The organism is Kribbella sp. NPDC023855 (genome assembly GCF_040639475.1).
GTDB lineage: Bacteria > Actinomycetota > Actinomycetes > Propionibacteriales > Kribbellaceae > Kribbella.
Genome location: NZ_JBFAAA010000007.1, coordinates 18,812 through 44,143 on the forward strand (window position 1 = coordinate 18,812; position 25,332 = coordinate 44,143).

Consider the following 25,332-nt stretch of genomic DNA (forward strand, 5'->3'; position numbering starts at 1 on the left):
GGGATCAGCGGCGTAGGGTTTCTATTGCTTCGGGTGATGTTTCGATGACGATGGTGTGGTAGTTCTCGATTCTTGAGACGACTGCGTTCCGTGGGCCTTCGAGCCAGGTCTGGCTGGTGTAGAAGGAATCCTTCTGGTCGTGGTGCGCCTGCAGTGACGGGTAGGACCGGATGAGGTAGGCCTCTTCGTTGCCGTCCTCGGCGGCCAGTGATCGGTCGAAGGCCACTACGTCGATGCCGTGTTTGGTCAGCAGCGGGATCGCTTCCGCACGCATCACGTGAAGGAACTCGTCAGCCATCGCCGGCTTCAGTCGATAGGTCCGAATCTCCAGGATCATGACCGCAGTCTCGCATCGAACCCTGACACTTCCTGTCACTGTTCGGGCGCTGGGGAAGACCATGGCTGGTCGGCGGGGAGGACGTTCAGCTGTTGCAGCAGGCCTAGGTCATCGGTTGCTGTCCAGTGCTCGACGAGGCGGTGCTCGGAGTCGAAGCGCATCAAGTCCATGCCCGGGTAGACGATCCGGCGACCGGTCGCCGGGATGTCCAGGAAGGTGTTGACGTGTCTGCCGGTCATCGTGACATGCACAGCGACGAGGTCTCCTTCGGCCACCAGAGCGTGGATTTCGTGATGCAGGTCGGCGAAGGCGGTGCGAAACAGTTCGACGGTGTGCTTGTACGGCGCCGGGCCGCGGTCGGGCATGCCAGGAGGTAAGGACCCGTGCGCCCTGAGCTCAGGCGAGGCGATCTCGTCCATGAGCTCCAACCGACCGGCGTTGAAGACTTCTTCGAAGAATCGGCGGGCGGTGGCCTTGTTGAGTTCGGTGTTCATGTCATTCCTCCTCGGGAGATCTTCCCTGTCAGCGGCGTGACCCGGGGCGCGGTGAAACTACGCGTATGAGCAGGATTGCGTTGGCGGCGGATCGGATCTTCGACGGTGAGCAACTCGCGGGCCCAGGGGTCGTACTGGTGGACGATGGCCTCATTGCCGATGTGGTCGCGGCTGCTCCGTCGGACTGGCCGGTGCGGGAGGTTCGGGGGACGATCCTGCCGGGCTTGATCGATGCCCATGTGCATTTGTGTGCGGACAGCGGACCGGGAGCGCTGGAGCGAGCAGCCGGCGCGACCGAGGAAGCTCTGTTCGCGACGATCGAGCAGTCGTTGCAGGTACAACTTGCGGCAGGCGTCACAACGGTCCGCGATCTCGGTGACTACCTCGGAGCGGTACTCACCTGGCGGACGGGCGCAGTGCCCGGCCTTCCACACGTGGTCGCGGCCGGCGCACCGATCACCAGCGTCGGTGGCCACTGCTGGTATCTGGGCGGCGAGGTCGACGGGGTGGAGCAGATCAGAGCGGCGGTTCGTCAACGAGCGGCAATGGGTGCGGACATCGTGAAAGTCATGGCCAGTGGCGGCGCCCTCACCCCTGGAACCGACACCATGCGCCCCCAGTTCACCCACGAGGTACTGCGGGCCGCGGTGGCTGAGGCTCACGACCAGGGCCTGCCGATCACTGTCCACGCGCATGCCCAATCCGCTGTCCGCCAGGCCTTGGCGGCAGGTGTCGACGGGATTGAGCACTGCACCTGCCTCACACCGGAGGGGGTTCGGATCGACGGCGACCTGGTCGCGGACCTCGCGGCAGCCGGGATCGCCGTGAGCCCAACGCTCGGTTCGGACCCATCGATCGTCGTACCGCCGGAAGTTCTCGAGATGGTGGCCAAGGCCGGCATCAGGGAGGCGGCGTTGCAGCAAGCCGCGCGCCGGCTGGCCGACGGCGGAGTACGGATTGTGGCCGGCTCCGACGGCGGCATCGGCCCGGCCAAGCCGCACGGCCTGCTTCCTGCGACCCTTGCCGAATACGTGACCTCCGGCATCCCCGCGGTGGCGGCTCTGACCGCCGCGACCTCGACGGCCGCCGACGTTCTCGGCCTCCGCAAGGGCCGGATTCGATCGGGCTACGACGCAGATTTGCTGGTCGTGAGAGCCGATCCGACCGAGGACATCACGACCCTGGCCGACCCGATCGCCATCTTCCTCGGCGGTCATCCCGTCGAGATTGAGCAGAGTTGAGCGTCCTCGGATCACCAGAGGAAGAGGATGGTCAGGCCGACCACCAGGTCGAAGGTGAAGCACCACTCGGCGTAGCCTCTCGGGACGACGGTCCGCGCCTTGAAGTGGGCCGCGTCCCAAAGTGCGTGAAGTAGCCAGCCCGCGGCGACGAAGTAGCGAGTCAGCTCGGCATCCGCGGTGAGGGCGGCAGCTGTCAGTACGGCGTACCCGAGTAACCCGGCGAGCTGTACTACGAGGAGCCGCCGGTCCCGGAACTGTTTGCGGACAGTGCCGAACAGCAGGTAGGCGCCCGGCAGCACGAGCAGCGCCCACGGCGGAGGCATGCTCGGGTCGAGCCAGCAGTCGATGGTCATCACCAGGGCAAGCCAGGTCGGCCATCGATGCTTGATGGCGTCAACCACTCGGCTGGCTGCTCCGCGCTGAGCACTCGCACCCAGGTCGCTGTCCTCGGACCGGTGGTGGTGACCCGTGGTGTACTCGCCACGCCGGATGAGCATCGCCACCGCCATGGCAGGCAGCATCAGTACATGCCCGCCCATCAAGGCTGTGTCAGCTGACCAGGCACCGGCCCAGAACGGCGGCAAGGTGACCGCGAACGGTACGTACATCGCCGCGCCCATCTCACCCGTACTGCGCCAGCCGTGCCCGCGATGCCGCATCCAAATGGACATCGCGATCGTCATGTTGGTCGCCATCACCAGAGCAGACACCGTCGGCCGGGCGAAGAAGCTCGACAGGCCGGTGACTACCGCCAGGCTGTTCCAGACGGGTCCCAGGAGCAGCATGCCCAGGACCATCGCGATCACCATCTCGGCGAAGTGGCGGCCAGCGGTGCGCCATGGGTGGCTGGGCCGCTCGGGTTGAGTCGAGGGAGCGATAGCGGCTCCCGCGATGTCGTCGTACAGATGTTCCAAAGGGCTCGAGTCGAGGTGAGTTTTCATGCTTCGAGCTTCAAGGCGGCGAACGGCAATACCCACCCCACGGTGTCATGAACAGGCCGGGCACAATCCACGGTCCAGGCATGCAGTTCGCACCAAGCCGGCAGGCGCTCGATCGGCCTAACCTCGAGGGGTGAACTCGGCCGACACCTCGACTGATCCTGACCGGCGCTTCCGCTGGGCACGAATCGCCACCCTGGCGACGCTTGGCGCGGCGTGGCTCACGAGCCTGCTCGCCCCGGTTCTCGCGGTGGTGCGTGAGGACCGTCCCGCCCAGATATGGTCCGGAGCGATCGGCACAGCTCTAATGGCGCTGGTCTTCGCCGTGGCCTTGTACTGCGCGGCCTCACCTTGGCTCGGTCAGCGACATCGCACACTGCTTCTGTGGCTGCTCGCAGGAGTCACGCTCGTCTGCCTGCCCCTCCTCGCGCCGGTCGGCGGCCCCGAGTGGGAATCTTGGGCGTGGGTGGGTGGTGCTGTCGCGGGGATCGCGCCGCTTCTCCTGGGAGTTAGGGGCTCCATCGCGGTCCTGGCCGTAGTACTGGCGATCTGTGCTGCGGTCGCGGGGATCACCGACCGATCTGTGACGCAGTACCTGCTGGTGGCCGTCAGCGTCGCAGTAGGACTCGCGGCGATGTGTGGGCTGCCCGTGCGCATGCTCGATCTGGTGTTCCAGTTGCGGGCCGGCCGGGCGGCGCAGGCTCAGTTGGCCGTCACCGAGGAACGGTTACGCTTCGCTCGTGACGTCCATGACCTCCTCGGTCACCGACTCGCGGTGATCGCACTGAAGGCCGAGTTGGCCGCCCGGCTGGCACCGGCCGATGCGGCCCGGGCCACGGCAGAGGCGACCGAGGCCCAGCACCTGGCTGCTGCCGCGCTGGGCGAGTTGCGGGAAGCGGTGCACGGCTATCGCGCGATCGATCTGACCGATCAGCTGACGGCGATCGCCAAACTGTTGCAGTCGTCCGGTGTGCGGTGCACGGTGGATGCCGTCGGCATCGATCTCCCGGCAGAGCTGTCCACCCAGTTGGCGTTCGTACTGCGGGAGGCCGGCACCAACGTACTGCGGCACAGTCGCGCGCGCTGGTGCGACATCAAGCTCGTTCGCGACGGCGACCTGGTCACCTTGTCGATCAGGAACGACGGCGCGGCCGGCGCAGGCCCAGATTCGTACAGCGCAGGCCTGCACGGCGCCGCCGAGCGCCTGGCGCAGCGGGCCGGCAGTCTGCGGGCAGAGGAGCGAGACGGTGTTTTCGACGTCACCGTGACGGTACCGGTGGCGTCGTGATCCGGGTTCTGCTCGCCGACGACGAGGAGCTGATCCGCGAGGCGATTGCCGCCTTGCTCGGGCTCGAACCCGACCTCGAGGTGGTCGCCGGTGTCGGCAGTGGCGCCGAGGCGGTCGAGGCGGTCCGCCGGCACCGGCCGGACGTCGCCGTCGTCGATCTGCAGATGCCGGGCATGGACGGCCTCGAGGTGACCGCCGAGCTGCAACGGGTCTTCCCGTCCTGCAAGGTCCTCATCCTGACCGGCCGCGGTCGGCCGCCGCACCTGCAGAAAGCCCTTGCCGCCGGGGCGAAGGGCTTCCTGCCCAAGGGATCGCCAGGTGGCACGCTCGCGGACGTGATCCGCCGAGTCCACCGCGGCGAGCGGTACGTCGATCCGGCGCTCGCCGCCGATGCGCTCACCGCGCCCGAGTGCCCGCTGACGAGCCGCGAACTGGAGGTACTCCGGCTGGCGGAGTACGACACCCCGATCTCGGTGATCGCCCACCGCACCAGCCTTTCCAACGGCACCGTCCGCAACTACCTGGCCGCGGCAGTCACGAAGCTGGGAGTCCGCACCCGCGCCGAAGCCTTCCGCCTGGCCCACGACAACGGCTGGCTCTGACAAAGATCTCCAGCCCGCACGACAGAGACTGCTCGAACCGGTTTGCAGGGTTCTAACACTGATTCGGACCTTGGCCCGAAGGTCATGCATTCTGTCCCGGGTGACGACCGCTCTCCCCTTGCCTGGCCCTCCGCCGACGCCGGTCGTCGGTGGAACTCAGGCTCCCCCGTCAGGTTCTGCTTCCGTAGCGGCTGGTCAGTGGCCAGGTATTCGGCTTCGTGCGCGATGGGTTGAGGGGAGTTTGCGGGTTTCGATCAACTCCTGGGCGACGTCGCGCAGTTTGCGGTTGCTGTCCATCGAGTAGCGTCGGAGTACCTCGAACGCTCGCATCTCGTCCAGGTCGTGACGCTCCATCAGGATGCCCATCGCTTGGCCGACCAGGCGACGCGCGTCGACCGCTTGGGTCAGGGTGTCCACGCGGCGGGCCGAGTCGATCGCGGCGGAGCCGTGCTGGGCCAGGATGTGGGCGATGTCGAGGTCGTCGCCGCTGAAGGCGTCCGGCTTGATGCTGTAGAGAGCGAGCACCGCTTCGGGCCGACCGGCCACCAGCAGTGGCAGGTGGACCGCGGAACGAATGCCGGCAGCAAGCATCTGCTCGCTCCACTGCGGTGACCAGCGGGTCTCTGCCGCGACATCGGGAATCAGCAGCGGCGATCGCTCGTCCAGCGCGGTGATCATCGGTCCCGCGCCGGCGTCGATCTGATGTCGGTAGAGGTCGGCCAGTCTCGGATCGGTCAGCGCCATGATCTGCGGGCGCCGCCCCTTCGTGATCAGCACCACAGCGGCGTAGTCGCACCACACCGCCTGCAACGCGAACTGCACGACCGTTTCGACGGTCAGCTCGACCCCGTCGGCGGCTTGCAGTTCCGCGGCCAGCCGGCCGAACTCCTCAACCGATGGATGTTTCAGTGACACAGCAAGAGTCCTCCCAACCCTCACTCGATCGGTTCCGCCCCGGACGCAGCCCGGGAGCAGAGCAATTATCCGATACCCCGCACAAGTTCACCCTCAAACTTACGCAAGCCAGCGATTCCCACAGCAGCGTCGGAGAAGCTGGAACACACCTGCTTGGGTGCGGCGCGTGATTGGAAGGGTTGTGGCATGCAGTTTCCCGAGGACGTTCCGGTCCTGACTGATGGCGTGGTGCGGCTCCGTGCGCATACGGCCGCCGATGTCGCGGCCGACCACGACCTGGGTCAGGACCCTGAGGTCCAGCGCTGGACCGGCGTCCCGGTGCCTTACCACTGGTCGGACGCGGAGAAGTTCGTGACCGAGCGGATTCCGGCCGGCTGGCGCGACGGCAGCGCGTGGTGCTGGGCGATCGACTTCGACGGTCGCTATGCCGGCTCGGTGGAACTGCGCGACGGAGTGGGCGGGGTCGGTGACATCGGGTTCAGCCTGGCGCCGTGGGCCCGCGGCCGGGGCGTGATGACCCGAGCGGTCCAGCTCGCGGTCGGGTACTCGTTCGACCAGCTCGGTTGGGACCGGGTGCTGTGGCGCGGCTTCGTCGGCAACTGGGGATCCCGTCGGGTCGCGTGGAAATGCGGCTTCCGCGAGTTCGTCACCACGCGAGGCACCGGCCGGGCCCGCGGCGTGCGGTACGACGAGTGGGTGGCGTCGATCGACCGGTACGACGAACGAGTACCGCACAGCCGGTGGTGGGACGTGCCGGTGATCGAAGGGGACGGGTTCCGGCTGCGACCGCTTCGCCCCGGCGACGCGGCGCGCATCGTCGAGGCGTCCAACGACGACCGGACCAGGCACTGGCTGTCCGGCCTGCCGACGCCGTACGAGCTGTCACATGCCGAAAGCTTCATCCAGCGATGGGCGACCAGCGCGGCCGACGGCGATGCCGTGTCCTGGGCGATCGCCGACCGGGACAGCGACGACCTGCTCGCCAATCTGAGCATCTTCCGCCTGGGCGACCGGATCGACCCGACCGCCGGCGAGATCGGCTACTGGACCCACCCGGCAGCGCGCGGCCGCGGCCTGATGACCGCCGCGGTCCGGTTGGCGGTTCGGCACGCCTTCACCCCGATCACCGACGGCGGACTCGGTCGGCGTCGACTCGTCCTGATCGCCGCGGAGGGCAACACCGCGTCCGACCACATCGCGGCGTCCAACGGCTTCACCCACATGGGTACCGCTCGAGCCGCCGAGCCCCGCCGCGACGGAACCTACAGCAACCTCCGCCACTTCGACCTGCTCGCCACCGACCACCTAGATAGCGTTGGTCCGCTGGGATGCCGCTCCCTTTGATCGCAGAACGGGGTGGATCAGCGCGGTGGTTTGTACTGACGGGGTGGTGTTCAGGTCGTCGGCGAGGCGCGCGACCAGGTCGTTGTACTGACGTACTGCCTGGGCGCGGTCTCCTTGGGAGAGGTGGAGTCTGATCAGCGCCTGGTGAGCGGATTCGAGGAGTGGATCGTGACTGACCGCGCGTTCATAGAGAGCGATGGCTTCGGCGGTTCGTCCAGCGGCCCGGTGCGATTCGGCCAGCTGGAGGAGGGCTCGTTCGAAGTACCGGCGAAGGTTCTGCCGGCGGGTCTCGATCCAGAGCGGGCCGCTCAGGTCGGCCAGATACTCGCCTCGGTAGAGCTCGACGGCCTCCTGACGGTCGAGGGTGGATTCGAAGATCGCGACATCATAGGTGTGGTCGAGCGAGTGGTTGAACTCGTAGCGTCCGCGCCGGAAAGTCACCCAGTCCGAGCGACCGAGGGTCTTGCGGAGTTGATGCAAACAACTGTGGAAGCTGTTCCGAAGTGACGTGGCTGAAGCGTCGGGCCAGAGTTCCGCGCCGATCTGGTCCTTGCTGACCGGGCCCGATCCCAGCAGGTAGAAGAACAGCTCGCGGGGTTTTGCGTACCCCCAGTCCGCTACGTCCAGCACCGTGTCGTTCCGCCGTACTTCGGAACTTCCGAGCGCCACGACCTGCAGCGGCTCCACCCGCGACTCGGCAATCGTGAGCGGCGCGGCCGCCGGACGCGCCGTCGACTCCTCGCCAAGCAGCCGGTCCAGATCGAAGACCTCCCCCTCCGCCCAGTACGTCCGGTACTGCGCCGACGGCAGCGCCACGCGCGCGGCCTCGATCACGGCCGTGACATCGGCCCGCTCGACGGCCGGGACGGGGGTGCCGAGCTGCTCGCGGATCAGTGCGGCGTGGGAGATCAGCCGGACGGCCTGGGGCACATCCGGCTGGGCGATGGCGACCGCCGCAAGCCCTTCGAGGACGGTCGCCATCCGCCATCGGTTGCCGGCGTCGCGGTGCAGCCGCAAGCTCTCGGCGAGCAAACCAGCCGCCTCGTCGAGATCTCCGTCCCGCCGCGCCTCCTGACCGAGCAACTGCAACGACCAGGCCAACGTCGTCAGCTGCTGGTTCGTCTGACTCCGCTCCCGGGCTTCTTGCAGCATCACTCGCGCGACCGCCTGCTCACCCCGATAGTGCGCGATGCCCCCGAGCAGCACCGTTACCCAGCCCAGACCCTCGCTGTCACGATCACTCTCGTACCGTGCCCGCGCCTCCCGCAGCAGCACCTCGGCAAGATCGAGCTCACCGGCGAGCAGCTCTCGCATCCCTTGGTAGTCCAGTGCTCTGGACACCTTGGCCCGGTTACCGATCTCCCGCCAAAGCTCAAGGCATCGCTCGCCGAGACGCCGCGCCTCGGCGTACTCGCCACGGCGCATGGCCACCCCGCCCAGCCAGTGCAGCTCCATCGCCGCAACCGAGGGGTCACCGGCGTCCCGGTACGCCGAGAAGCCCGCGCGCAGACGGCTCTCGGCATGAGACGCGTCACCTTGCAGATGCGCCAGGGTTCCGGCAGCGATGAGTGCGTCGGCCCGCAAGTCGACCGGCACTGCGCATGGTCGCCGAAGGGCCTCCTCCAGCCATTCGCGTACTTCGCCGAAACGCCCGAGGAGATAACTCCCCCACCAGACCCCGACGGCGACCCTGGTGACGGACTCGACGTCGTCCCGCTGCAGGAACCAGCGCCGAGCCTCTCGGATGCTCTGCCACTCGATGCTGAGCAGATCGAGCCAGTCCTGTTGCTCCGCACTCTCCAGCCTGCTCGCCGCCTGCTCGACCAGCTTCAGCATGTACTGCGCATGGCGCCGCGCGGGACGGGTGTCGCCGGCCAACTTGTCCGCGGCGTACTGGCGGACGGTTTCCAGTAGTCGATAGCGAACCTCGGGGCCTTGCTGGACCATCACCAGAGAGCGATTCACCAACCGGGACAGTGAATGCAGCACATCGGTCCCGTCCAGCACGGCTACCGCCTCGACGGCATCGACCGTGAAGCCGCTCTGGAAGACCGCAAGCTGGGCCAGCAAGTCGCGTTCTGGGTGCTCCATGAGGTTCCAGCTCCAGTCGAGCGCGTCACGCAGCGTCCGATGCCGGGGCATCGCGTCGCGGTCACCGCCGGTCAGGACTCGCAGGCTGTCGTTCAGCCGGTCCGCGATCTGCGCGGGCGACAACACCGGAACCCATGCCGCCGCCAGCTCGATGGCGAGCGGGATACCGTCCAGTCGTTGGCAAATCAAGGCGATGTCGCCAGTGTTGGCATTGCTCTGTTCGAATCCGTACGACGCCGCGCGGGCGCGCTCGACGAACAACGCTTCGGCCGCCGCACCCATCGGCGGTACGGCGAAGACGACCTCACCAGCGCTGCCGAGCGGCTCCTGACTCGTTGCGAGCACGGTCAACTCCGGGCAGGCGCGCAGCAACCGGCCAATCAACTGGGCCACCGGAACAAGTAGGTGTTCGCAGTTGTCGATCACCAGCAGGGTCGGCTGCTGGGCCGATCTGCTCGTCAGCTCCTCTTCCGTTGCCCCAGGCAACTCCAGGGCATCGGCAACGGCAGTCAGCACAGTGGTCGGGTCGGTCAGCTCGGCGAGCTCAACCCAGCGGACCCGTCCGGCGTACGCGGAGCGCAGACGCTCGGCCAGCATCAGCGCCAATCTGCTCTTGCCCCCGCCGCCCGGCCCGGTCACCGTCACCAATCGATGTCTGCCGACCAGCTCGCCGAGCTGCGTCAGCTCGGTCTCCCGCCCTACAAAACTGGACGACCGGCCGGGTAGCTGTCCTGTGGCCATATCCCCAGGCTAGGCGGAGGCATAGCGATCCCACAGCAGGGCGAGAAAGGGTCGGAGTGAGATTTCACTGCGGTTGGCCTGATGGACTGAGGTGGGATGGCCTCGGGCGCTCCGCGCCACGACTTCGCACGGTTCGGGATGGAGGTCTACCGACCTAGCCCCCGGCAGGCGGATCTGTTGTGCGTCGCTGGCCGGGTGAGTCAGAAGATGGCACCTGTACTGCGGCAGTGCTACGACCAGATGGCAAACCCCAAGTGGGTGATAGCGATGGGCGCGTGCGCGAGTTCAGGCGGGATGTTCAACAACTACGCGATCGTCCAGGGTGTCGACCACATCCTCCCGGTCGACATCTACCTCCCCGGCTGCCCACCACGCCCGCAGGCACTGCTCAACGCGTTCGTGATGCTCCACCAGAAGATCGCGGACGAACGCCTGGGCGAGAACAGGGACGAGGTCATCCGTGCGGTGGAGTCGGCAGCGTTGACCGCGACTCCCACCCAGCTGATGGGACTCTCCTCATGAGCGATCAAGACACGGACGTAAGGTCTTGCCATGGACATGACCGGCGTCAGCTTCGGAACGACAGACTGGGCGACGGTTCCGGTATCCAAGCACGAGGGTGAGCGGGGAACCGCGACGTGGCGGACGCGTGAGTTCGGTTCGGTGCGGGTTCGGATGGTGGAGTACAGCCCGGGCTACACGGCAGACCACTGGTGCAGCCGGGGTCATGTACTGCTCGTCATGGAGGGCTCTCTCACGACCGAGTTGGCGGACGGCACGATCGTGACGATCAACGCCGGCAGCAGCTACCAGGTCGGAGACGACATGGAGCAGCACCGCTCGAGCACCGAGGAAGGTGCTCGTCTCTTCGTCGTCGACTGAGGCACAGACTTCGCCCGGCCCGTTCCAGCTGGGATGAGCGTTTTGCATGGATTGTGATCGAGTGTGTACGCACTGTTGCGTGCTCTCCTCGGTAGCAGCACCCTGGCGGGACCGCCTTCCGTGAGGAGACCATCCGCCATGACCCTCGACCGACGAACCTTCCTGCTCGTCGCCGGTACGACGATCGCCGGTGCCGCAGTCGCCGGTCCGCCGGCCGCCCAGGCCAGGGAACAGGCGTGGGAGACGGTGATCCCGGCCGGCACCTTCGCCGGCTACTCCGCTCTGGAGTCGGCCTGGAATTACCTGTACCCGTGGGGTTCCGACCACAACGGGACCGCCCGGATGTATGCGAGCAGGACCGACCACAACCACGTGTACCTCGAGTCCGGCGGGGTGCTGGTGCTCAAGGGATCGCGGATCAACTGGGACGAGGGCAAGAGCAGCAAGGACCCCTATCTGCCGATTCACTACCACTCCGGCGCGATCCACTCGAAGGCCCAGGTGGTGGTGAACGACCAGTACCCCGAGTGGGAGGTCAAGGGCGAGTTCCAGGCGCCCTCCGGCCGCGGGACCTGGCCGGCGTTCTGGCTGACCGGGGTCAACAGCTGGCCGCCGGAGAGCGACATCCTGGAGTACAAGGGCGATGCCCGTAACTGGTTCAACACCTATGACGGCGGCTGGGAGAACACCGTCGTCTCGGTGTCGAACCCGGGTGGCTGGCACGGCTACCGGGCCTGGATCACCAAGGTGAGCGCGACGGACGTCGAGATCCACTACTACCTGGACGGCAAGTGGGTCGGCAGACATCGTGGTTCCAACTTCGTCGGCAAGCCGATGCGCGTCATCATCAACCTGCAGATGGAAGGCGCGTCCGGTTCGTCAGGGCCCGCTAGTGACACCTACTACCGCGCCCGCAACGTCTACGTCGGCCGCACGAACAACGGCTAGCCCACCGCCCAGTACGCCGGTACCGCCGTCAAGGTCGTGCCACCTATGCGGCGTTCAGCGTCGTCAGTTCGCCCTCGGTGAGGATGGTGGACGCGCCTTCCACGGCCTGTTCGAGCTGTTCGACGGTGCTGACTCCGACGATCGGGGTCAGCACCGGGTTTCCGGAGGCCAGCCACGCGAGCACCACCTGGCCCGGTCGGAGTCCGCGCGCAGTGGCGACACTGGTCAGCGCCGCCAGTCGTCGTTCGGTGCCGGGGTGTTGGTACTCGGTATCGAGTGGCCGGTCGTTGCGGTCGTATCGGCCCTGGAGGGTGGCGGTATAGACCCAGCCGTCGACCGACGGGTTGCGGCGCAGGAAGTCGAGGCCGTCCGGTGACAGCATCCCCAGCGGGATCGGCTGGCCCTCCACCGCCATGCCGCCGGCGGGCTGAAGGTAGGAGTAGCGCTCCTGGTAAGCGGCTGGTTGCGGGAGGCCGGCGCGTTCGGCAGTGGCCCGGATCCGTTCGAGCAGCCAGGACGGGTGGTTCGACACGCCCCACCGAGCGGCCAGGCCGTCACGGACCAGGCCGCCGAACGTCGCGACCAGGTCCTCCACCGGAACGGTCGGGTCCTCGACGTGCGCCCAGTACAGGTCCACACCGTCCACGCCCAGCCGCTCCAAGCTCTTGGCCATGGATCCACGTACGACGTCCTCGCGCAGTCCTTCGAGGTGGTCGGGGAACCCGCCGACCCGCGTGGGCTGGGCGCCCACCTTGGTACTGAGGCGGACCCGGGCCCCGGGGTTGGACGCGAGCCAGCGGCCCAGCAGCGCCTCGCTCTGGCCGCCGAAACCCGTCTCGGGGGTCCAGAAGCTGTAGTTGTTGGAGGTGTCGACGAAGGCGCCGCCCAGTTCGGCGTACCGGTCGAGGATCGAGAAAGCGGTGCGTTCGTCCACCCTCGTGCCGAAGTACATCGTTCCGAGGGCCATCGTGGGTGTCTTCATGGCTCCAGCCTCCATGCTGGAGCGCGCTCCAGGTCAAGCCGCGATTTCACCAGTGCTGCGGAATCGCGGCTGAGCGTCAGACAGTGGATCCGGTGGTCGATGGCCGGCCAGTCTCGAGGTGGCCGGTGAATCGTTGGGACCAGTTGGGGTCGTTGTTCGTGGTGATGGTGAAGTCGTACCAGCCATTGGCGTAGGTCAGTTGGTTGAAGTAGTCGTCGGTGGAGGTCAGCGGGGCGACTGCGTGGGTCCAGGTGCCGGTGCGGTAGTTGTTGGACCTGATGGTGAAGGTGACGGTCGCGGTGGGGTTGTCGTTGGAGAGGCGAAACCACAGGGCGATCGGGTCGGTGTGCGGCGCGAAGTAGGTCTTCACCCGGGCATCGCGGCCGGTGGGGGTGCTGGTGTTGCCTTTGAAGCGGCGAGTGAAGCGGTTGGGGCCGATGACGGTCAGGTCGTACTTGCCGTTGCCGAACGAGGCGCCGATGTTGAAGAAGTCGGTGGTGGCGCCGTTGGTGGCGACGGTGTACTGCCAGGGGCCGCCGGAGCGGTAGGCGTTGGGGTAGGCGGCGAAGTGGGCGGCACTGGTCGCCTGGCTGCCGAGGTTCTCGAGGTTGATCCAGAGCTTCTGGGTGGCGTTGGCGTCGGTGCCTTCGTAGTGGTCGAGGTAGGCGTTCGGCTGGTACGGCAAGGGGCAGGCGATCTTGTTGCCGGGTTCCTGGGTGGGGATGCTGCCCGTTGAAGGGGGCGTCGGCGTGCTGGTGGTGCTGCAGGCGGCCGCGGTCATGAGGTTGTGGCCGGCCGGTACAGGGCTGGGGAGGGTGGGCAGCGGCCCGAAGACGGGGTTGGCGAAGTCGAAGGCCGACGTGAGGTCACCGCAGACGGCTCGTCGCCAGGCGCTGATGTTGGGGCAGCTCACGCCGGTCCAGCGCTCGAGGAAGCGCAGTACGGAGGTGTGATCGAAGACCTGGGAGTTGACCCGGCCGCCGCGGGTCCAGGGCGAGACGATCAGCATCGGCACCCGGAAGCCGAGGCCGATCGGTTCGGCGCCGACATGCTCGGTGGCATCGCCGGCCTCGGCTGGGATGGCGGGCGGGACGTGGTCGAAGAAGCCGTCGTTCTCGTCATAGGTCAGCAGGAAGACGGTGGAGTTGAAGACGGTCTGGTTCTGGTTGATTGCCTCGAGCACCCGCTTGGTCAGGTTGGCGCCGACGCTGGGGCTGGCGGCGGGGTGCTCGGAGTTCGCGTAGTCGGTGACGATCCACGACACTTTGGGCAGCATGCCGTTGAGGACATCGGTTCGTACTGCGGAGACAAGCGCGTCGGCCACGTCCCCACCGCTGTAAGGCACCCCGGCCACGCCTCGCCGCCACAAGGCGGCATCGCCCTTGCCGTCCTGCGCCGGATCGCGAGTCATGAACGGGGCGAAGTACTCCAGCGCGTTGTCGCCGTAGTTCTTGGCGGCGTCGCGGTCGTAGACCTGGTAGACCTTCCAGTCGATCCCGGCCGCCTGGAGTTCTTCGGCGTACGTCCGCCAGTTCTGTTCGGACCGACGGAAGTCGCCTCCGTTGTAGTTGACCTGGTTGGCGCCGGGCAGGCCGGCGCCGATCGAGCCCGACCAGAGGTAGTTGCGGTTGGGGCCGGTGCCGGTGAGCGCGGAGCAGTGGTACGCGTCGCAGATGGTGTAGGCGTCGGCGAGCGCATAGCTGAACGGCAGGTCGTCGCGGGCCATGTAGCCCATCGTCATTCCGGTGCTGCTCTTGGCGGCGTACCAGTTGTCCATCCGGCCGCCGTGCCAGGCGTTGTGCTGGTCGGTCCAGGAGTGGCCGCCGCCGTCGACCTTGCACTCGGAGCGTTCCCAGTTGTTCGGGCTCGCGCTCAGCTTCCAGGGATAGAGGGAACCACTGCCCTTGGGTTGCTGGAAGACCGGCTTGTTCGAGGGGCCGGTGCTGGTGCCCGGGAGGTCGATGATGCTGCGGTCGCTGAATCCCCGGACACCCTTGAGCATCCCGAAGTAGTGGTCGAAGCTGCGGTTCTCCTGCATCAGGATCACCACATGCTTGACCGGCGCCAGGCGAGGGTCCGGGGCGGCGGACTCCCGAGCGGCGTGGGCCGCCGCCGGCATCTGGTCCTTGCCCAGCACTGTCACTCCAAGGGCGGCAGCGGCGGCGAGGAAGGTGCGACGTTCGATGTGGTTGTCCATTGATGCACGTCCTTGGCAGCAGGCGGTGGGTGTCTAGCTGATGGACCATTGCTGGAGGGTGGAGTTGGTATTGGGTTGCTGGGTGACCTTGGCGCCGTCCGTGGTGGAGGCCGTGGTTAGGAGCAGGCCGCTGCTGACGGCAGTGAGGGTATAGGTGCCGTTGGCAAGTTTGGTGGCGGTCCAGCGCTGGTTGGGGCCGTTGGTGCAGGTCCACTGGATGATCGCCGTACCGGCGGTGGTCGCGCCGCCGCTGACGTCGGCGCAGAGGCCGGACGAGTTGTTCTTGAGCGTGTACGAGCCGTCGGCCTGCTGAGCGAACGTCCACTGCTGGTTGAGGTCGCCGTGGTTGGTCCAGGTGATCAACTGAGTGCCGTTAGCGGTACTGCGATCAGGATCGTCCAGCGCCTTCCCACCCGTGGAAACAGTGTGTACGCCGTTGAGGTTCTGCGGCGCCGTTCCGACCTGGGTGACCGTGAGGGTCTGCTCGGCCCCGCTGCGATTGCCGCCGACGGTGTTGCCGGTCGTGTTGGTCCAGTCCCGGGTCGGGGTGGTCTCGGCGAGACGCCCGGCGTCGGCGGAGAGGCCGAGGACGAGACCGCTGTACCGGTTGACGAATCGGAACGTGCCGCCGGCGTTCTTGATCAGCCACCATTGCCGGCCGACCGATCCGCCGGTGCCGACGGTCGGCTTGCTGCCCCACGCGCGGGTGGTCGTCGTACCGGAGTCGACCCCGAGCGCCTGACCGGAGGACGAGTTGAGGATCTGGTAGGAGCCGTCACCATTGGCAACGAAGTACCAGAACTCGAGCGTGCTGCCCGAGGAGGCGCCGACCGAGGTGGTGGCCGTCGAACCGGACTGCTGGGCGAGGATCCGGCCGCCGCCGCTGGCGATCCGGTAGGTCTTGGTGAGGTCGAACGGCGCGGCAGCGGGAGAGGTCGAGTCGATGGTCAGGTTCACGTACTCGCCGGACGCGCCGCCGGAGCAGCCGAACGAGCAGTACGTGCGGAAGTTCTTGCCGATGATGGTCGAGCTGGTCTTGTTCGCGCTGTCGAGGAACCACCGGTACCACGAGGCGGTGGTGTAGCTGCCGGTGTCGCCGATCGAGTACCACTTCTGGCTGGTCAGGTCGTCGGTGACGTAGAAGTGCTGCGGCTCTTTGCCGTCCTGCCGCACCGCCTGCGGCTCGCCGACGTACAGCCCGAGATAGGCGTTGTACGCGATGTCCATCACGAAGAGCGGAGACGTCGGAGACAAGGTGCCCGCGGCAACCTGCTGGTCGGCCGTGCCGGTATTGGCCGGGTTGTACTCCTTCGCCAGTGGCGTGTACCCGTTCGGGTTGCTCGCGTCGACCGGTACCAGGTTGCTCTCGCGGCCGCCGATCCCGGGCTGCGACCAGGCCCCGTCGTACCACTTCTGCCAGGAGCCCGGCGCCATCTTCGCCGACATCTTGGACCGGGCGACGTGCTGCCGGAAGTTCTTCCAGCCACCGGCTTTGTCGACGATCCGCGAGCCGTAGTACACGTAGAAGTAGCCCGAGGCGGTGTCGACGAAGAGCCGCTGGTCGCCGTCGCCGTAGTGGTAGGTCTGGTTCGGGAAGGCCGCGGTGTCGTTGCGTTTGGTGCTGTGCGGCGACGTGATCACGTGGCTCTTGATCGTCCACGTCCTGCCCTGGTCGGCGGAGACGGCGTAGTCGATCGCGTCGTAGTGCAGGCCGTCGCCGAAGGGTTGCGGCGTGAACTCGTTGTGCACCAGGCCGTACCAGTGGCCGGTGTCCGGGTCGACCCAGAGACCGGCCAGGTCGCAGAAGTTCCGCTGCGAGTAGCCCGAGCCGCTCGGCGCGAACGTCGCCTCCAGCCCGGTCGGGCTGTTGTTGCACCGCCAGGTGGTGTCGTTGTTCTTGTCGTTCGCGTTGGCCGGGTTGACCGCGGAGCTGATCGCGGTCGACTTGGTCGCGGTGTCGAAGTTGGTGCCCGTGTAGAAGTCCCACTTGCGCGGCTCGGTGGCGCCGTACAGGGCGGCGGACTGCTGGAAGTAGAACGTCCCGTCCTTGTCGATGTACGTGCCGGCCGGGGTGTCGGTCGGCGTACTCCAGCTGCCTTTGCTCCCGACGGTGATCGTGTACGCCGCGTTCGGCGGCGCCGTGGTCGTCGCTGAGGCGGCCGAGCCGAGGCCGCCGACGGCGAGTCCCACGCCGAGTAGCCCCACCACAACGGTCTTCCGGGATCGAGACATAGCCAGCTCCTTGGGTTCGGCCCCCGCGCGATAGCCGGAACAGTAAGATTCATTTGACCGGTAAACAAGAGCTGCGGCGATAGGAAAATGAGCTCCGTAAGGCGCTGCGTCGTTGACGGTCACTGCCATCGAGGTCAATACTCGAAGAAGCAGTTGACCGGTCCAACAGATGAGGTTCGCCCGTGGTGACGATGCAGGACGTGGCCACGCTGGCCGGCGTCACCAAGCAGACGGTCTCGAACGTGGTCACCGGCCGGGTCGCGGTCCGCCCGGACACGGCGGCCCGGGTGCGGGACGCGATCGCCACCCTGGGCTACAAGCCCAACCTGGTGGCCCGCTCCCTGGCGACCGGTACGACGATGACCGTGGGCCTGATCGTGCCGACCGTCGCCAGCCCGTTCTACTCCGAGATCGTCGAAGAGGTCGAGGACGTGCTCGACCAGCACGGCTACCACCTGATGCTGTGTACGACGAGAACCGACGGCGACCGCGCCAAGCGGCAACTGGCCGGCCTGTCCAGCCGACTGGTCGACGCGCTGCTGATCGCGGGCGACCGGGATCTGACCGATCCGCTGGCACTGCTGCCAGACCCCCGGTTCCCGATCGCCTTGTGTGCCTGGGAAACCCAGATCCCCGACTCGCTGCCGGTGGTGACCATCGACTACGAGCACGCCGGCTTCCTGGCCGGCAAACACTTGCGCAGCCTGGGCCACAAGCGGGTGGCCGCCGTGGTCGAACTCCCGACCCACGAACGCCGGCTGGCCGGTCTACGGGCGGCGTTCGCGCGGCACCGGCTCCGGATCGGCGACGACATGGTCTTCGCTCCCACGGAAGCGACCCCGGCCGGTGGCTTCGCCGCGGCCCAAGCAGCGCTGGCCGCCCATCCTTCCCTGACGGCCATCTTCGCCTCCCACGACTTGCTGGCGCTGGGCGTGCTCGAGGCGGTGAAAGAGTCGGGCCGCTCGGTGCCCGGCGACGTCTCGGTGATCGGGTTCGACGACACCGCCCCCGTCGCCCTGACCCATCCGGCACTGACCGCCGTGGCGATCCCCAGCCGGGAGATGGCGCAACAAGCAACCGAGCTCCTCCTGCGAGCCATCGCCCAAGGCGCACCCCCGGTCAACTCGGCCCAACTCCTCCGAACCACCCTCGTCATCCGAGACAGCACCGGCCCAGCCCGCCACTAGCTGTACTCGCTCATCCGGTCGGTACCGGCGGGGTTGTTCTACCGGTCGCGGGTCAGATCATGCGGCGGAGCGCGGTTTCGACAGCGTCGATCAAGGGATCGTCTTCGGTTCGGGGATGGCGTGCGAGTCCGAGCTCGACGTCCGGCAAGGTCGGCAGGGCCTCGGTGTCGGGGATGGCCATGCCTGGTTCGAGGTTGGCGGACATCAGTGCCGCGACGCCAAGCCCGGCTCTGGTGGCGCCGAGCACTCCGGCCAGGCTGTTGCTTTCGAACGCGATCCGCCAGCGCCGATCGGCACCTGCCAGGGCCTGCAACGCTGAGGTGCGGAAGAAGCAGGGGTCCGAGAACAAAACAACCGGTAGAGGGTCGGCGGACACGTCCACCCCTGGCCCGACCGCCCAGATCAACGGGCGCCGTACGGTCCATCGCGGGGCAGCCGGTACGTCCTGCAGCTCGTCGAGGACGAGTTGGACTCTGTTCTGGTCGTAGGCCTCCCGCATCGCGGCGGTGGACAAGATGAGGACTTCGAGTATCGCGTCGGGATGCATCCGGGCGAGGTCGGCAAGGGCTTGCGGGAGTTGAGACACGACGAGGTCCTCGAGGATTCCGACGGTGCAGCGGCCGGTGAGCGTTCGCCCGGTCTCGGTGAGGGCCTGTGCGGACAGGGACAGAATGCGTTCGGCGTACGGCAGGAGCTCCTCGCCCGCGCGGGTCAGCAGGACACCCGACGGTGATCGATAGAGCAACGGACGGCCGATGATGCGCTCGAGCTTTCTCAGCTGCTGGCTGAGCGCGGGCTGGGTGACGCCCAGCGTCGCCGCGGCGCGGCTGATACTGCCGAACCGTACTGCGGTGACGAACGACCGCAGCAGCGAGGTCGGAAGGTCTTGGGCCATAAGCAATTGTTATGGCATCGCTAACAAATTGGCCACTACCTATAGGTGCGGACGGTGATCTAGCTTCGTGCGGTGAAGAGATACCGGCAGGTGCTGGCTGTGCCGGGCATGACGTGGCTACTGGCCGTCTCGTTGCTCGCGCGGGTAGCGATCACCGCTGATGTGATGGCGCTGACCCTCTACGTCGTGCTCGGCCTGAACAGGAGCTACCTGGCAGCTGGTGCTGTCGCGGCGGCCGTGACTCTTGGGCTAGTGCTGGGTGGTCCACTGCTCGGTCGGGTGATCGACCGGCGTGGAGCCCGCATCGTCCTCCTGGGGACTGTCGCCGTACAGGTGATGTTCTGGCTGACCGTGCCGATCGTTCCCTATCCCGTCCTCCTCGGCACCGCTCTGGTGTCGGGCCTGTTGATGGTCCCGGCCCAAGCGGTCACCCGGCAGGCGATCACCGCGATGACGACGGCCGGTCAGCGCCGTACTGCGTTCGCGCTGGAATCGGTGCAGGGTGAACTGTCCTATGTGGTGGGCCCGCCGATCGTGATTCTCTGTGCGGCGAATTTCTCTCCTGGCGTGGTGGCGTGGGGTGTGGGCGCCGTGGTCGTGGCCGGTGGCATCGGGCTCGCTGTCCTCGACCCTCCCTTACGCGCCGGCGATGAGTTGGACGCCGGAACCCAAGGTCGCCCGCGCCGCCGGGAGTGGCTGGGAGCGCGCATGATCGCGGTGTTGATCATGGCCTTCGGAACCACGATGCTGCTGGCCGGCATCGACATTGCCATCGTCGCCACCCTCAAAGCAGCCGAGCAGGTGTCTTGGGCCGCCGTGGTGGTGGCCGTGTACGGCGTGGCCTCCATCGCCGGCGGACTGATCTACGGTGCGCTCTCCCGGCCGCTGCCCACCTCGTTGCTTCTCGGCCTGCTGGGATTGGTGACCATTCCCGCCGGGCTGGCCCCGAACTGGCCCTGGCTGTGCGTGGCCGGTGTCGGTGCTGGGTTGCTCACTGCGCCGACGCTCTCCACAGTGGCGGAAGCGGTGAGCCGGCTCGCGCCGGTCGGCGTACGCGGCGAAGCGACCGGCCTGCACTCCTCCGCCTTGAGCGCGGGCTTCGCACTGGGATCCCCTGTCGTCGGTGTGGCGATCGACGCCTCTGTGCCGGGAGCCGGCTTCGCGGCGGCAGGACTGGTCGGCATCGCCGCCGCGCTGACCGGAGGTCTGTTGTCGCGTCGCTCGTCTCCAGCGCGATTGCCGGAGGCAACAGTTAGCGGCTCACCGTGACGCCGGGGCGTCGTCCGAGGTCAGCAAGCGGTTGGCTCGCTCTTCGGCCTGGTCGAGCCAGCGCGTGCGCTCTGCGGCGTCGGCATCGGCGACAACGCGCAGTACGATCCGGTCGACGCGAGGACCGCCCAGGTAGGGCGCCAGGCAGCGGAGCCAGATCGACTCCAACGGATCCCCGAACAGTTCGTCCTCGCGGTCCTTGGTGGTGTCGGAGGTGTTGAACACCAGCACCTCCCGCAGCGACAGCAGCGATACGGGCGCACCGCCCGCCTCATCGAGACGGTAGGCCACGCCTGGTACCAGAACTCGGTCCATCCACCCGGCCAGGATCGCCGGGGGTTTGCCCCACCAGTTGGGGTGTACCACCACCAGCGCCGATGCTTCGTTCAGCTCACGGCGGTGTTGGGCCAGGAGCGGATCACTGCTGGCCGCCAGCACCTCCTCCGCGCTCTGGCCGCTGGTGTAGGCCTCGTCGGCCCGGAGTACGGGATCGAAGCCTTCGGCGTACAAGTCGTGGACGTTGACCTGCAGCCCCCGCCGGTTCAACGTGTCGACCACGCGCTCTGTCAGAGCGTGGTTGAAGCTGCCCGCCCTCGGATGAGCCACCAACACCAACACCGACAACCCCTCATTTGCCATGAGCAAACCCTTCCACACCAACGGTCGACTGGTCAGACGGGATCGGTGAACGAGATCGGCTTGCCGGCGGCGCGGGCGTAAGCGATCTCCCTGCTAGTGGACTCGCCGATGTACCCGCCGGGGTTGACGACCAGCACCCGGTCAGCCAGGTCGATCTTGCGCAGGTGGAGAGCGCCCAACGCGGCCTTCTGCTCGTTGGTGAGGACCTCGTTTCCTTCGTGATCCTCGGCGCGTGGGAAGACGCCTGGCCCGACGACGATGACGCCTGCCAAGGTCAGGTCGCGGTTCGCCGCCCGCATCTCCTCCCCGAACCGGACAGAGCCACAGATACACACAATCTCAGGTCGGTCAGACACAGCCCCAGTCCTCCGGATCGAACAGCCAACCGTCAGCGCGCGCTGACCCTCACGCACAGGAACACGAGCCAACAGCCTACGCAGCGACGCCGGCGAACAGGCGACGAGCTACCCATCCGGGGCGGTGTTTGGTTCGAACTGGTGATGTGGATCAAGCCGTGCCCGTTCGGGGCAAGGCGCATCCTCTGCACGGCCTCAGGAGGTGGCTAGCATGATGAAGTCGATGCTCGAACTGGCGGTGGATCGCACGCACACCGGCGTCCAGCTACTAGCTGCCCCGGCTCACGCCCCGGAGGCCGGCAGGACCGACTTGCGGCACGAGACCGACTCGTTCTACGCGATCACGGCGCAGCATCTCGCCGCGGCCGAGGATGTGTTGCTGCCCCACGTCCGCCGCCTCCCCGACGGGCGCAGCCACGTCGTGTCATACCTTCACCAAGTCCGGCAGTTGGAGCGCGCACTGCGGCTACTCAAGGCGCGCCAGTACGGCGACAGCCGAGCTCTCCATCTGCGTCACAGCGACGTCTGGCACGTCATGGACCGCCTCCTCGCGGATCATGAGCGAATGGAAGCGGGACACGTCCGGCTGCTCAGCGAAAGCCTCTCCCCCGCCCTGCTCGGCAACGTCGCCGCGCAACTCCTGGCTGCTGAACAAGTGGCACCAACCCGCGCGCACCCGCACTCGCCACACACCGGCCGAGCTGGCCGGCTGACACATAAGATCTGGCGCCTGGTCGACACCACCTGGGACAACCTCGAGGGACGGGTCATCCCCACCATCTACGCCCAGCACCCCAACCGCGACTCGACTTTCTCGCACTACCTCCGCGGAAGTCGGATCCCTGCATCGGCCACCCAGCCGGAACGAACACCAGCAGGCAGCCAGACGTGACGGTGTCGACCTAGGAACTGGCGGTTGCGGGACACGACGCGGCCGATGCCGGTGAAGGGGCGGGGGTTCGTTCGCCGGGCCTGGCGAAGATGCTGAGGATCTCGGCCGGTTCCTGGCCCGTGCTGCCGAACCAGTGCGGCACGGTGGTGTCGAACTCGGCGACCTCGCCGGCTCCGAGCACCCAGTCGCGCTCGCCGACGACGAGCCGCAGACGCCCGGACAGGATGTAGATCCACTCCTGCCCATCGTGCGCCCGCGGATCGGGGTTGGTGTTGCCGGCCGGAATGACGATCTTCCACACCTGCATGCTCTCGGCCTGCCGGGTGAGTGGGATGACCGTCCGGCCCTTGACGCGGCCCGGCTTCAGGCGGACCCGGGGGTCGCCGACCTCGGGCGCCCCGACGAGGTCGTCGAGCGGCACCCGGTAGACCAGCGACAGCGCGAGCAGCAGTTCCAGAGTCGGCCGCCGCTGTCCGTTCTCGAGGCGGGACAGCGTGCTCTTCGAGATGCCGGTCGCGGCCGCCAGACCGGTCAGAGTGAACCGGCGCTGAAGACGAAACCGTTTCAGTCGCGGTCCGGCCTGCTCGAGGACGGCGGTGATGACCGGTGAGGTGTCTTCCACCAGCCCACCCCACCGCGGATTCCCAGAAACAGCAACTTTCGTTGGTGAGGAGGTCCCGCGGCCCCAGGCTGGTGGACATGAAGCGTGACCACTCGAGGAGCGAAATGACCAACCCTGCCGCGGTTCCCGGCCCACCGACCAAGCATCAGTTGGCCTTCATGATCTGGCTGGCCGTCTTTCCCACCCTCACCGCACTCAATCTCACCCTCGGCCACTGGTTGAGCCCCCTCACCCCCGTACTGCGTACCTTCGTCCTCGCCACCATCGCCGTACCGATCGTCATCTACGGCCTGATGCCCCACCTCCACCGCCTCCGAACCCGCATCCTCAGTCGCCGCTGGAGAAATGGGTGATGACCCGGTCCAAACGCACCCCGTCGACGGTCAGGTCGACCCGTTCGTTCAGGAACGCAACCAGCCCCATGACCGGGCGCAGCGCGACCGTCGGGAAGTCGTACGACCACGCGAGGTCGGCATGCTCTCCCACCGACCAGTACGCGCTGGTGCGCCCCTTGTACGGGCACTGCGTCCGGGTCGGGCTCGGGGTGAGGTGCTCGAAGTTCACGGCGAGCCGGGGGAAGTAGTACCGGGTGGGCAGACCCGTCTCGAACACCATCACCGTGGCGTCGGACTCGGCCAGGACGACCCCGTCGAGCTCCACCCTGATCGCTCGCGACGAGCGCATCGGGTCGACCCGGTGGTACGGGCTCCTGGGATGGACCCAGACCTGGTCGTCCTCCTCGAACCAGGCGTCCATCGCGTCCCAGTCGAAGGTGACCCGGCCGGGGACCAGCCCGTCGTCGTACACGCGGGCCCGGCCGTTGCCGGCTTCGTGGATCCGGGCCAGACCACGATCCTGAGGTTCGGTCTCTCCGGTGTCCCGCAACAGCCCAGCCGCCACGTCCTCGACCGGGATGTAGTACGCCGGATACCCCGGCCATTCCCACAGGTAAAGCGCCTTCGTGGTGTCCACGACGCAACGGTTCCCGAGCGTCGCCCTGATCCGGCGCGGGACCGGCGCGGTGTGATCGACCGGCACGATCATCGGGGGGAAATCGCCCATGACAGCCGGCTTGCGGTCACTCATGGTCCTGCTCCATTCTGCTGGGCCGAAGCACTTCGTCACGGACTAAGACAAGACAGCGACGGTCCTTGTGACGACACCCGCGGAGGAGGTCGGATTGCGCGACGACCAAGGTCTTGGCACGCTGTCCGCTCCCTCGAGTTGCTGGAGGTCGGGCTGATGAGTGCGTTCGTTTCCGGGCTGGAACTGAGCCGTCTGTACTACGGCGAAGCGGTCCGGCCCATCCTCGACGCTGCCTTCCCGGGGCTGCCGCACAGCGCGGCGCTGCTCGGACGCGGGTCCGAAGTGCTGGGATTCGACGACGAGGTGTCGACCGACCACGACTGGAAGGCGCGGGTGCTGCTCTTCCTTGCCGAAGACGACGAGCGGGTCGAGGAGGTCCTGAGACGTGACCTCCCATCGACGTACCGCGGCCATCCAACGGACTTCAGCATCCACACGGTCCGCACCTACTTTCGGGAGCAACTGGACTTCGACATCGCGGGCGAGATCGAAGTACGGGACTGGCTGACGTTCACCGAGCAGAACCTGCGGACGCTCACCGCGGGAGCTGTCCACCGCGACGATCTCGGTCTCCAGGCCGTCCGCGACCGGTTCGCGTACTACCCGCGCGATGTCTGGCTCTACCTGCTGGTGGCCGGCTGGTGGCGGGTGCATCCGGAGATGAACCTGGTCGGCCGGGCCGGCTCCGTCGGCGACGAACTCGGCTCGGCACTGATCGGCTCGCGACTCGTCACCGATCTGATGCAGCTGTGCTTCCTGATGGAGAGGCAGTACGCGCCGTACCCGAAGTGGTTCGGAACCGCGTTCTCCCGCCTCGCGTGCGGCCCCACCCTCACGCCGATCCTCTCGGACGTTGTGAAGGCCGACAGCTGGCAGACCCGCGAGGCCGCTCTGATGACCGCGTATGACGAACTCGCGACGATGCACAACGCGTTGCAACTCACCGCCCCGGTCACCACCGAGACGGAACAGATGTGGGGCCGCCCCTTCAAGGTCGTCTGGGCAGACTTCCCCGGACTGCTCACGGCCCAGATCCAGGACCCCGTCGTCCAGCAGATCGCCGACCAGTGGCGCTTCGGCCCGATCGACCGCTTTCGTGACCTCCTCTGGCCCCGAAACACCCGCCCGCGCCTGCTACGCCTCTTCGACTGACC

General features: G+C 67.1%; 24 protein-coding genes and 1 pseudogene. 12 read left to right on the forward strand and 13 right to left on the reverse strand.

Annotated elements, in window-relative coordinates; all coding sequences use genetic code 11:
• Window positions 1-4: 4 nt before the first annotated feature.
• Entirely contained in the window at window positions 5-337 is a 333-nt protein-coding gene (locus tag AB0F51_RS24080) for an NIPSNAP family protein (protein WP_360283523.1), read from the reverse strand.
• 35 nt (window positions 338-372) lie between these two features.
• Window positions 373-831, reverse strand: coding sequence for an ester cyclase (locus tag AB0F51_RS24085; RefSeq protein WP_360283525.1), 459 nt, complete (start codon window positions 829-831; stop codon window positions 373-375).
• 65 nt (window positions 832-896) lie between these two features.
• Here AB0F51_RS24085 and AB0F51_RS24090 point away from each other — a divergent pair, with 65 nt between their 5' ends.
• Window positions 897-2,072 (forward strand): amidohydrolase family protein, encoded by a 1,176-nt coding sequence (locus AB0F51_RS24090; protein WP_360283527.1) that lies wholly within the window; start codon window positions 897-899, stop codon window positions 2,070-2,072.
• A gap of 11 nt (window positions 2,073-2,083) precedes the next feature.
• Here AB0F51_RS24090 and AB0F51_RS24095 read toward each other — a convergent pair whose 3' ends face one another.
• Window positions 2,084-3,013: a hypothetical protein gene (locus tag AB0F51_RS24095; protein ID WP_360283529.1), complete on the reverse strand. Its 930-nt coding sequence runs from the start codon at window positions 3,011-3,013 to the stop codon at window positions 2,084-2,086.
• A 130-nt stretch (window positions 3,014-3,143) separates the two neighbouring features.
• Between AB0F51_RS24095 and AB0F51_RS24100 the strand changes: the two genes are divergently transcribed.
• Together AB0F51_RS24100 and AB0F51_RS24105 are read left to right on the forward strand one after the other, a co-directional pair.
• Window positions 3,144-4,298 (forward strand): histidine kinase, encoded by a 1,155-nt coding sequence (locus AB0F51_RS24100; RefSeq protein WP_360283531.1) that lies wholly within the window; start codon window positions 3,144-3,146, stop codon window positions 4,296-4,298.
• Window positions 4,295-4,900 carry a response regulator transcription factor gene (locus AB0F51_RS24105; RefSeq protein ID WP_360283533.1) on the forward strand — a complete coding sequence of 202 codons (606 nt, stop codon included), beginning with the start codon at window positions 4,295-4,297 and terminating at the stop codon, window positions 4,898-4,900. Before AB0F51_RS24100 ends, AB0F51_RS24105 begins: the two co-directional genes overlap by 4 nt.
• A gap of 195 nt (window positions 4,901-5,095) precedes the next feature.
• Here AB0F51_RS24105 and AB0F51_RS24110 read toward each other — a convergent pair whose 3' ends face one another.
• A complete protein-coding gene (locus tag AB0F51_RS24110; RefSeq protein WP_360283535.1) occupies window positions 5,096-5,815 on the reverse strand; it encodes a GAF and ANTAR domain-containing protein in 720 nt (239 codons plus the stop codon).
• A gap of 186 nt (window positions 5,816-6,001) precedes the next feature.
• On the opposite strand from AB0F51_RS24110, the gene AB0F51_RS24115 reads away from it, so the two are divergent.
• A complete protein-coding gene (locus AB0F51_RS24115; RefSeq protein ID WP_360283537.1) occupies window positions 6,002-7,159 on the forward strand; it encodes a GNAT family N-acetyltransferase in 1,158 nt (385 codons plus the stop codon).
• Here AB0F51_RS24115 and AB0F51_RS24120 read toward each other — a convergent pair.
• The gene (locus AB0F51_RS24120; protein WP_360283539.1) at window positions 7,121-9,991 is read right to left on the reverse strand and encodes a BTAD domain-containing putative transcriptional regulator; all 2,871 of its coding nucleotides are present in this window, start codon (window positions 9,989-9,991) and stop codon (window positions 7,121-7,123) included. The genes AB0F51_RS24115 and AB0F51_RS24120 overlap by 39 nt on opposite strands.
• Window positions 9,992-10,087: 96 nt before the next feature.
• Between AB0F51_RS24120 and nuoB the strand changes: the two are divergent.
• From nuoB to AB0F51_RS24135, 3 genes and pseudogenes are all read left to right on the forward strand, one after another.
• Window positions 10,088-10,513 (forward strand): annotated as a pseudogene (gene nuoB, locus AB0F51_RS24125) (NADH-quinone oxidoreductase subunit NuoB); the annotation flags it as partial.
• 30 nt (window positions 10,514-10,543) lie between these two features.
• Window positions 10,544-10,873 (forward strand): DHCW motif cupin fold protein, encoded by a 330-nt coding sequence (locus tag AB0F51_RS24130; protein WP_360283541.1) that lies wholly within the window; start codon window positions 10,544-10,546, stop codon window positions 10,871-10,873.
• A 138-nt stretch (window positions 10,874-11,011) separates the two neighbouring features.
• The gene (locus AB0F51_RS24135) at window positions 11,012-11,821 is read left to right on the forward strand and encodes a hypothetical protein (RefSeq protein WP_360283542.1); all 810 of its coding nucleotides are present in this window, start codon (window positions 11,012-11,014) and stop codon (window positions 11,819-11,821) included.
• A 43-nt stretch (window positions 11,822-11,864) separates the two neighbouring features.
• Here AB0F51_RS24135 and AB0F51_RS24140 read toward each other — a convergent pair whose 3' ends face one another.
• The 3 genes from AB0F51_RS24140 to AB0F51_RS24150 form a co-directional block, all read right to left on the reverse strand.
• Window positions 11,865-12,803: an aldo/keto reductase gene (locus AB0F51_RS24140; protein WP_360283544.1), complete on the reverse strand. Its 939-nt coding sequence runs from the start codon at window positions 12,801-12,803 to the stop codon at window positions 11,865-11,867.
• 76 nt (window positions 12,804-12,879) lie between these two features.
• Window positions 12,880-15,000 (reverse strand): phosphocholine-specific phospholipase C, encoded by a 2,121-nt coding sequence (locus AB0F51_RS24145; protein ID WP_360283546.1) that lies wholly within the window; start codon window positions 14,998-15,000, stop codon window positions 12,880-12,882.
• 33 nt (window positions 15,001-15,033) lie between these two features.
• Complete coding sequence (locus AB0F51_RS24150) at window positions 15,034-17,232, reverse strand: RICIN domain-containing protein (RefSeq protein ID WP_360283548.1); 2,199 nt, start codon at window positions 17,230-17,232, stop codon at window positions 15,034-15,036.
• A gap of 191 nt (window positions 17,233-17,423) precedes the next feature.
• On the opposite strand from AB0F51_RS24150, the gene AB0F51_RS24155 reads away from it, so the two are divergent.
• Window positions 17,424-18,419, forward strand: coding sequence for a LacI family DNA-binding transcriptional regulator (locus tag AB0F51_RS24155; RefSeq protein WP_360284102.1), 996 nt, complete (start codon window positions 17,424-17,426; stop codon window positions 18,417-18,419).
• A 52-nt stretch (window positions 18,420-18,471) separates the two neighbouring features.
• Here the strand turns inward: AB0F51_RS24155 and AB0F51_RS24160 are convergent, their stop codons facing one another.
• Window positions 18,472-19,314 carry a LysR family transcriptional regulator gene (locus tag AB0F51_RS24160; protein WP_360283550.1) on the reverse strand — a complete coding sequence of 281 codons (843 nt, stop codon included), beginning with the start codon at window positions 19,312-19,314 and terminating at the stop codon, window positions 18,472-18,474.
• 72 nt (window positions 19,315-19,386) lie between these two features.
• Here AB0F51_RS24160 and AB0F51_RS24165 point away from each other — a divergent pair, with 72 nt between their 5' ends.
• Window positions 19,387-20,583, forward strand: coding sequence for an MFS transporter (locus AB0F51_RS24165; RefSeq protein WP_360283552.1), 1,197 nt, complete (start codon window positions 19,387-19,389; stop codon window positions 20,581-20,583).
• On the opposite strand, the gene AB0F51_RS24170 is transcribed toward AB0F51_RS24165, so the two are convergent.
• Together AB0F51_RS24170 and AB0F51_RS24175 are read right to left on the reverse strand one after the other, a co-directional pair.
• Window positions 20,575-21,222: an NAD(P)H-dependent oxidoreductase gene (locus AB0F51_RS24170; protein ID WP_360283554.1), complete on the reverse strand. Its 648-nt coding sequence runs from the start codon at window positions 21,220-21,222 to the stop codon at window positions 20,575-20,577. The genes AB0F51_RS24165 and AB0F51_RS24170 overlap by 9 nt on opposite strands.
• A gap of 32 nt (window positions 21,223-21,254) precedes the next feature.
• On the reverse strand, window positions 21,255-21,578 hold the full coding sequence (locus tag AB0F51_RS24175) for a hypothetical protein (protein ID WP_360283556.1): 324 nt from the start codon (window positions 21,576-21,578) through the stop codon (window positions 21,255-21,257).
• 211 nt (window positions 21,579-21,789) lie between these two features.
• Between AB0F51_RS24175 and AB0F51_RS24180 the strand changes: the two genes are divergently transcribed.
• On the forward strand, window positions 21,790-22,470 hold the full coding sequence (locus AB0F51_RS24180; protein ID WP_360283558.1) for a hypothetical protein: 681 nt from the start codon (window positions 21,790-21,792) through the stop codon (window positions 22,468-22,470).
• A 10-nt stretch (window positions 22,471-22,480) separates the two neighbouring features.
• Here the strand turns inward: AB0F51_RS24180 and AB0F51_RS24185 are convergent, their stop codons facing one another.
• Window positions 22,481-23,092 carry an XRE family transcriptional regulator gene (locus AB0F51_RS24185; RefSeq protein WP_360283560.1) on the reverse strand — a complete coding sequence of 204 codons (612 nt, stop codon included), beginning with the start codon at window positions 23,090-23,092 and terminating at the stop codon, window positions 22,481-22,483.
• Between the two features lie 104 nt (window positions 23,093-23,196).
• On the opposite strand from AB0F51_RS24185, the gene AB0F51_RS24190 reads away from it, so the two are divergent.
• The gene (locus AB0F51_RS24190; protein WP_360283562.1) at window positions 23,197-23,445 is read left to right on the forward strand and encodes a hypothetical protein; all 249 of its coding nucleotides are present in this window, start codon (window positions 23,197-23,199) and stop codon (window positions 23,443-23,445) included.
• Here AB0F51_RS24190 and AB0F51_RS24195 read toward each other — a convergent pair.
• Window positions 23,420-24,178 (reverse strand): DUF427 domain-containing protein, encoded by a 759-nt coding sequence (locus tag AB0F51_RS24195; protein WP_360283564.1) that lies wholly within the window; start codon window positions 24,176-24,178, stop codon window positions 23,420-23,422. The two genes, AB0F51_RS24190 and AB0F51_RS24195, sit on opposite strands and share 26 nt — an antisense overlap.
• Window positions 24,179-24,334: 156 nt before the next feature.
• Here AB0F51_RS24195 and AB0F51_RS24200 point away from each other — a divergent pair, with 156 nt between their 5' ends.
• A complete protein-coding gene (locus tag AB0F51_RS24200) occupies window positions 24,335-25,330 on the forward strand; it encodes a DUF4037 domain-containing protein (RefSeq protein ID WP_360283566.1) in 996 nt (331 codons plus the stop codon).
• Window positions 25,331-25,332: the final 2 nt, after the last annotated feature.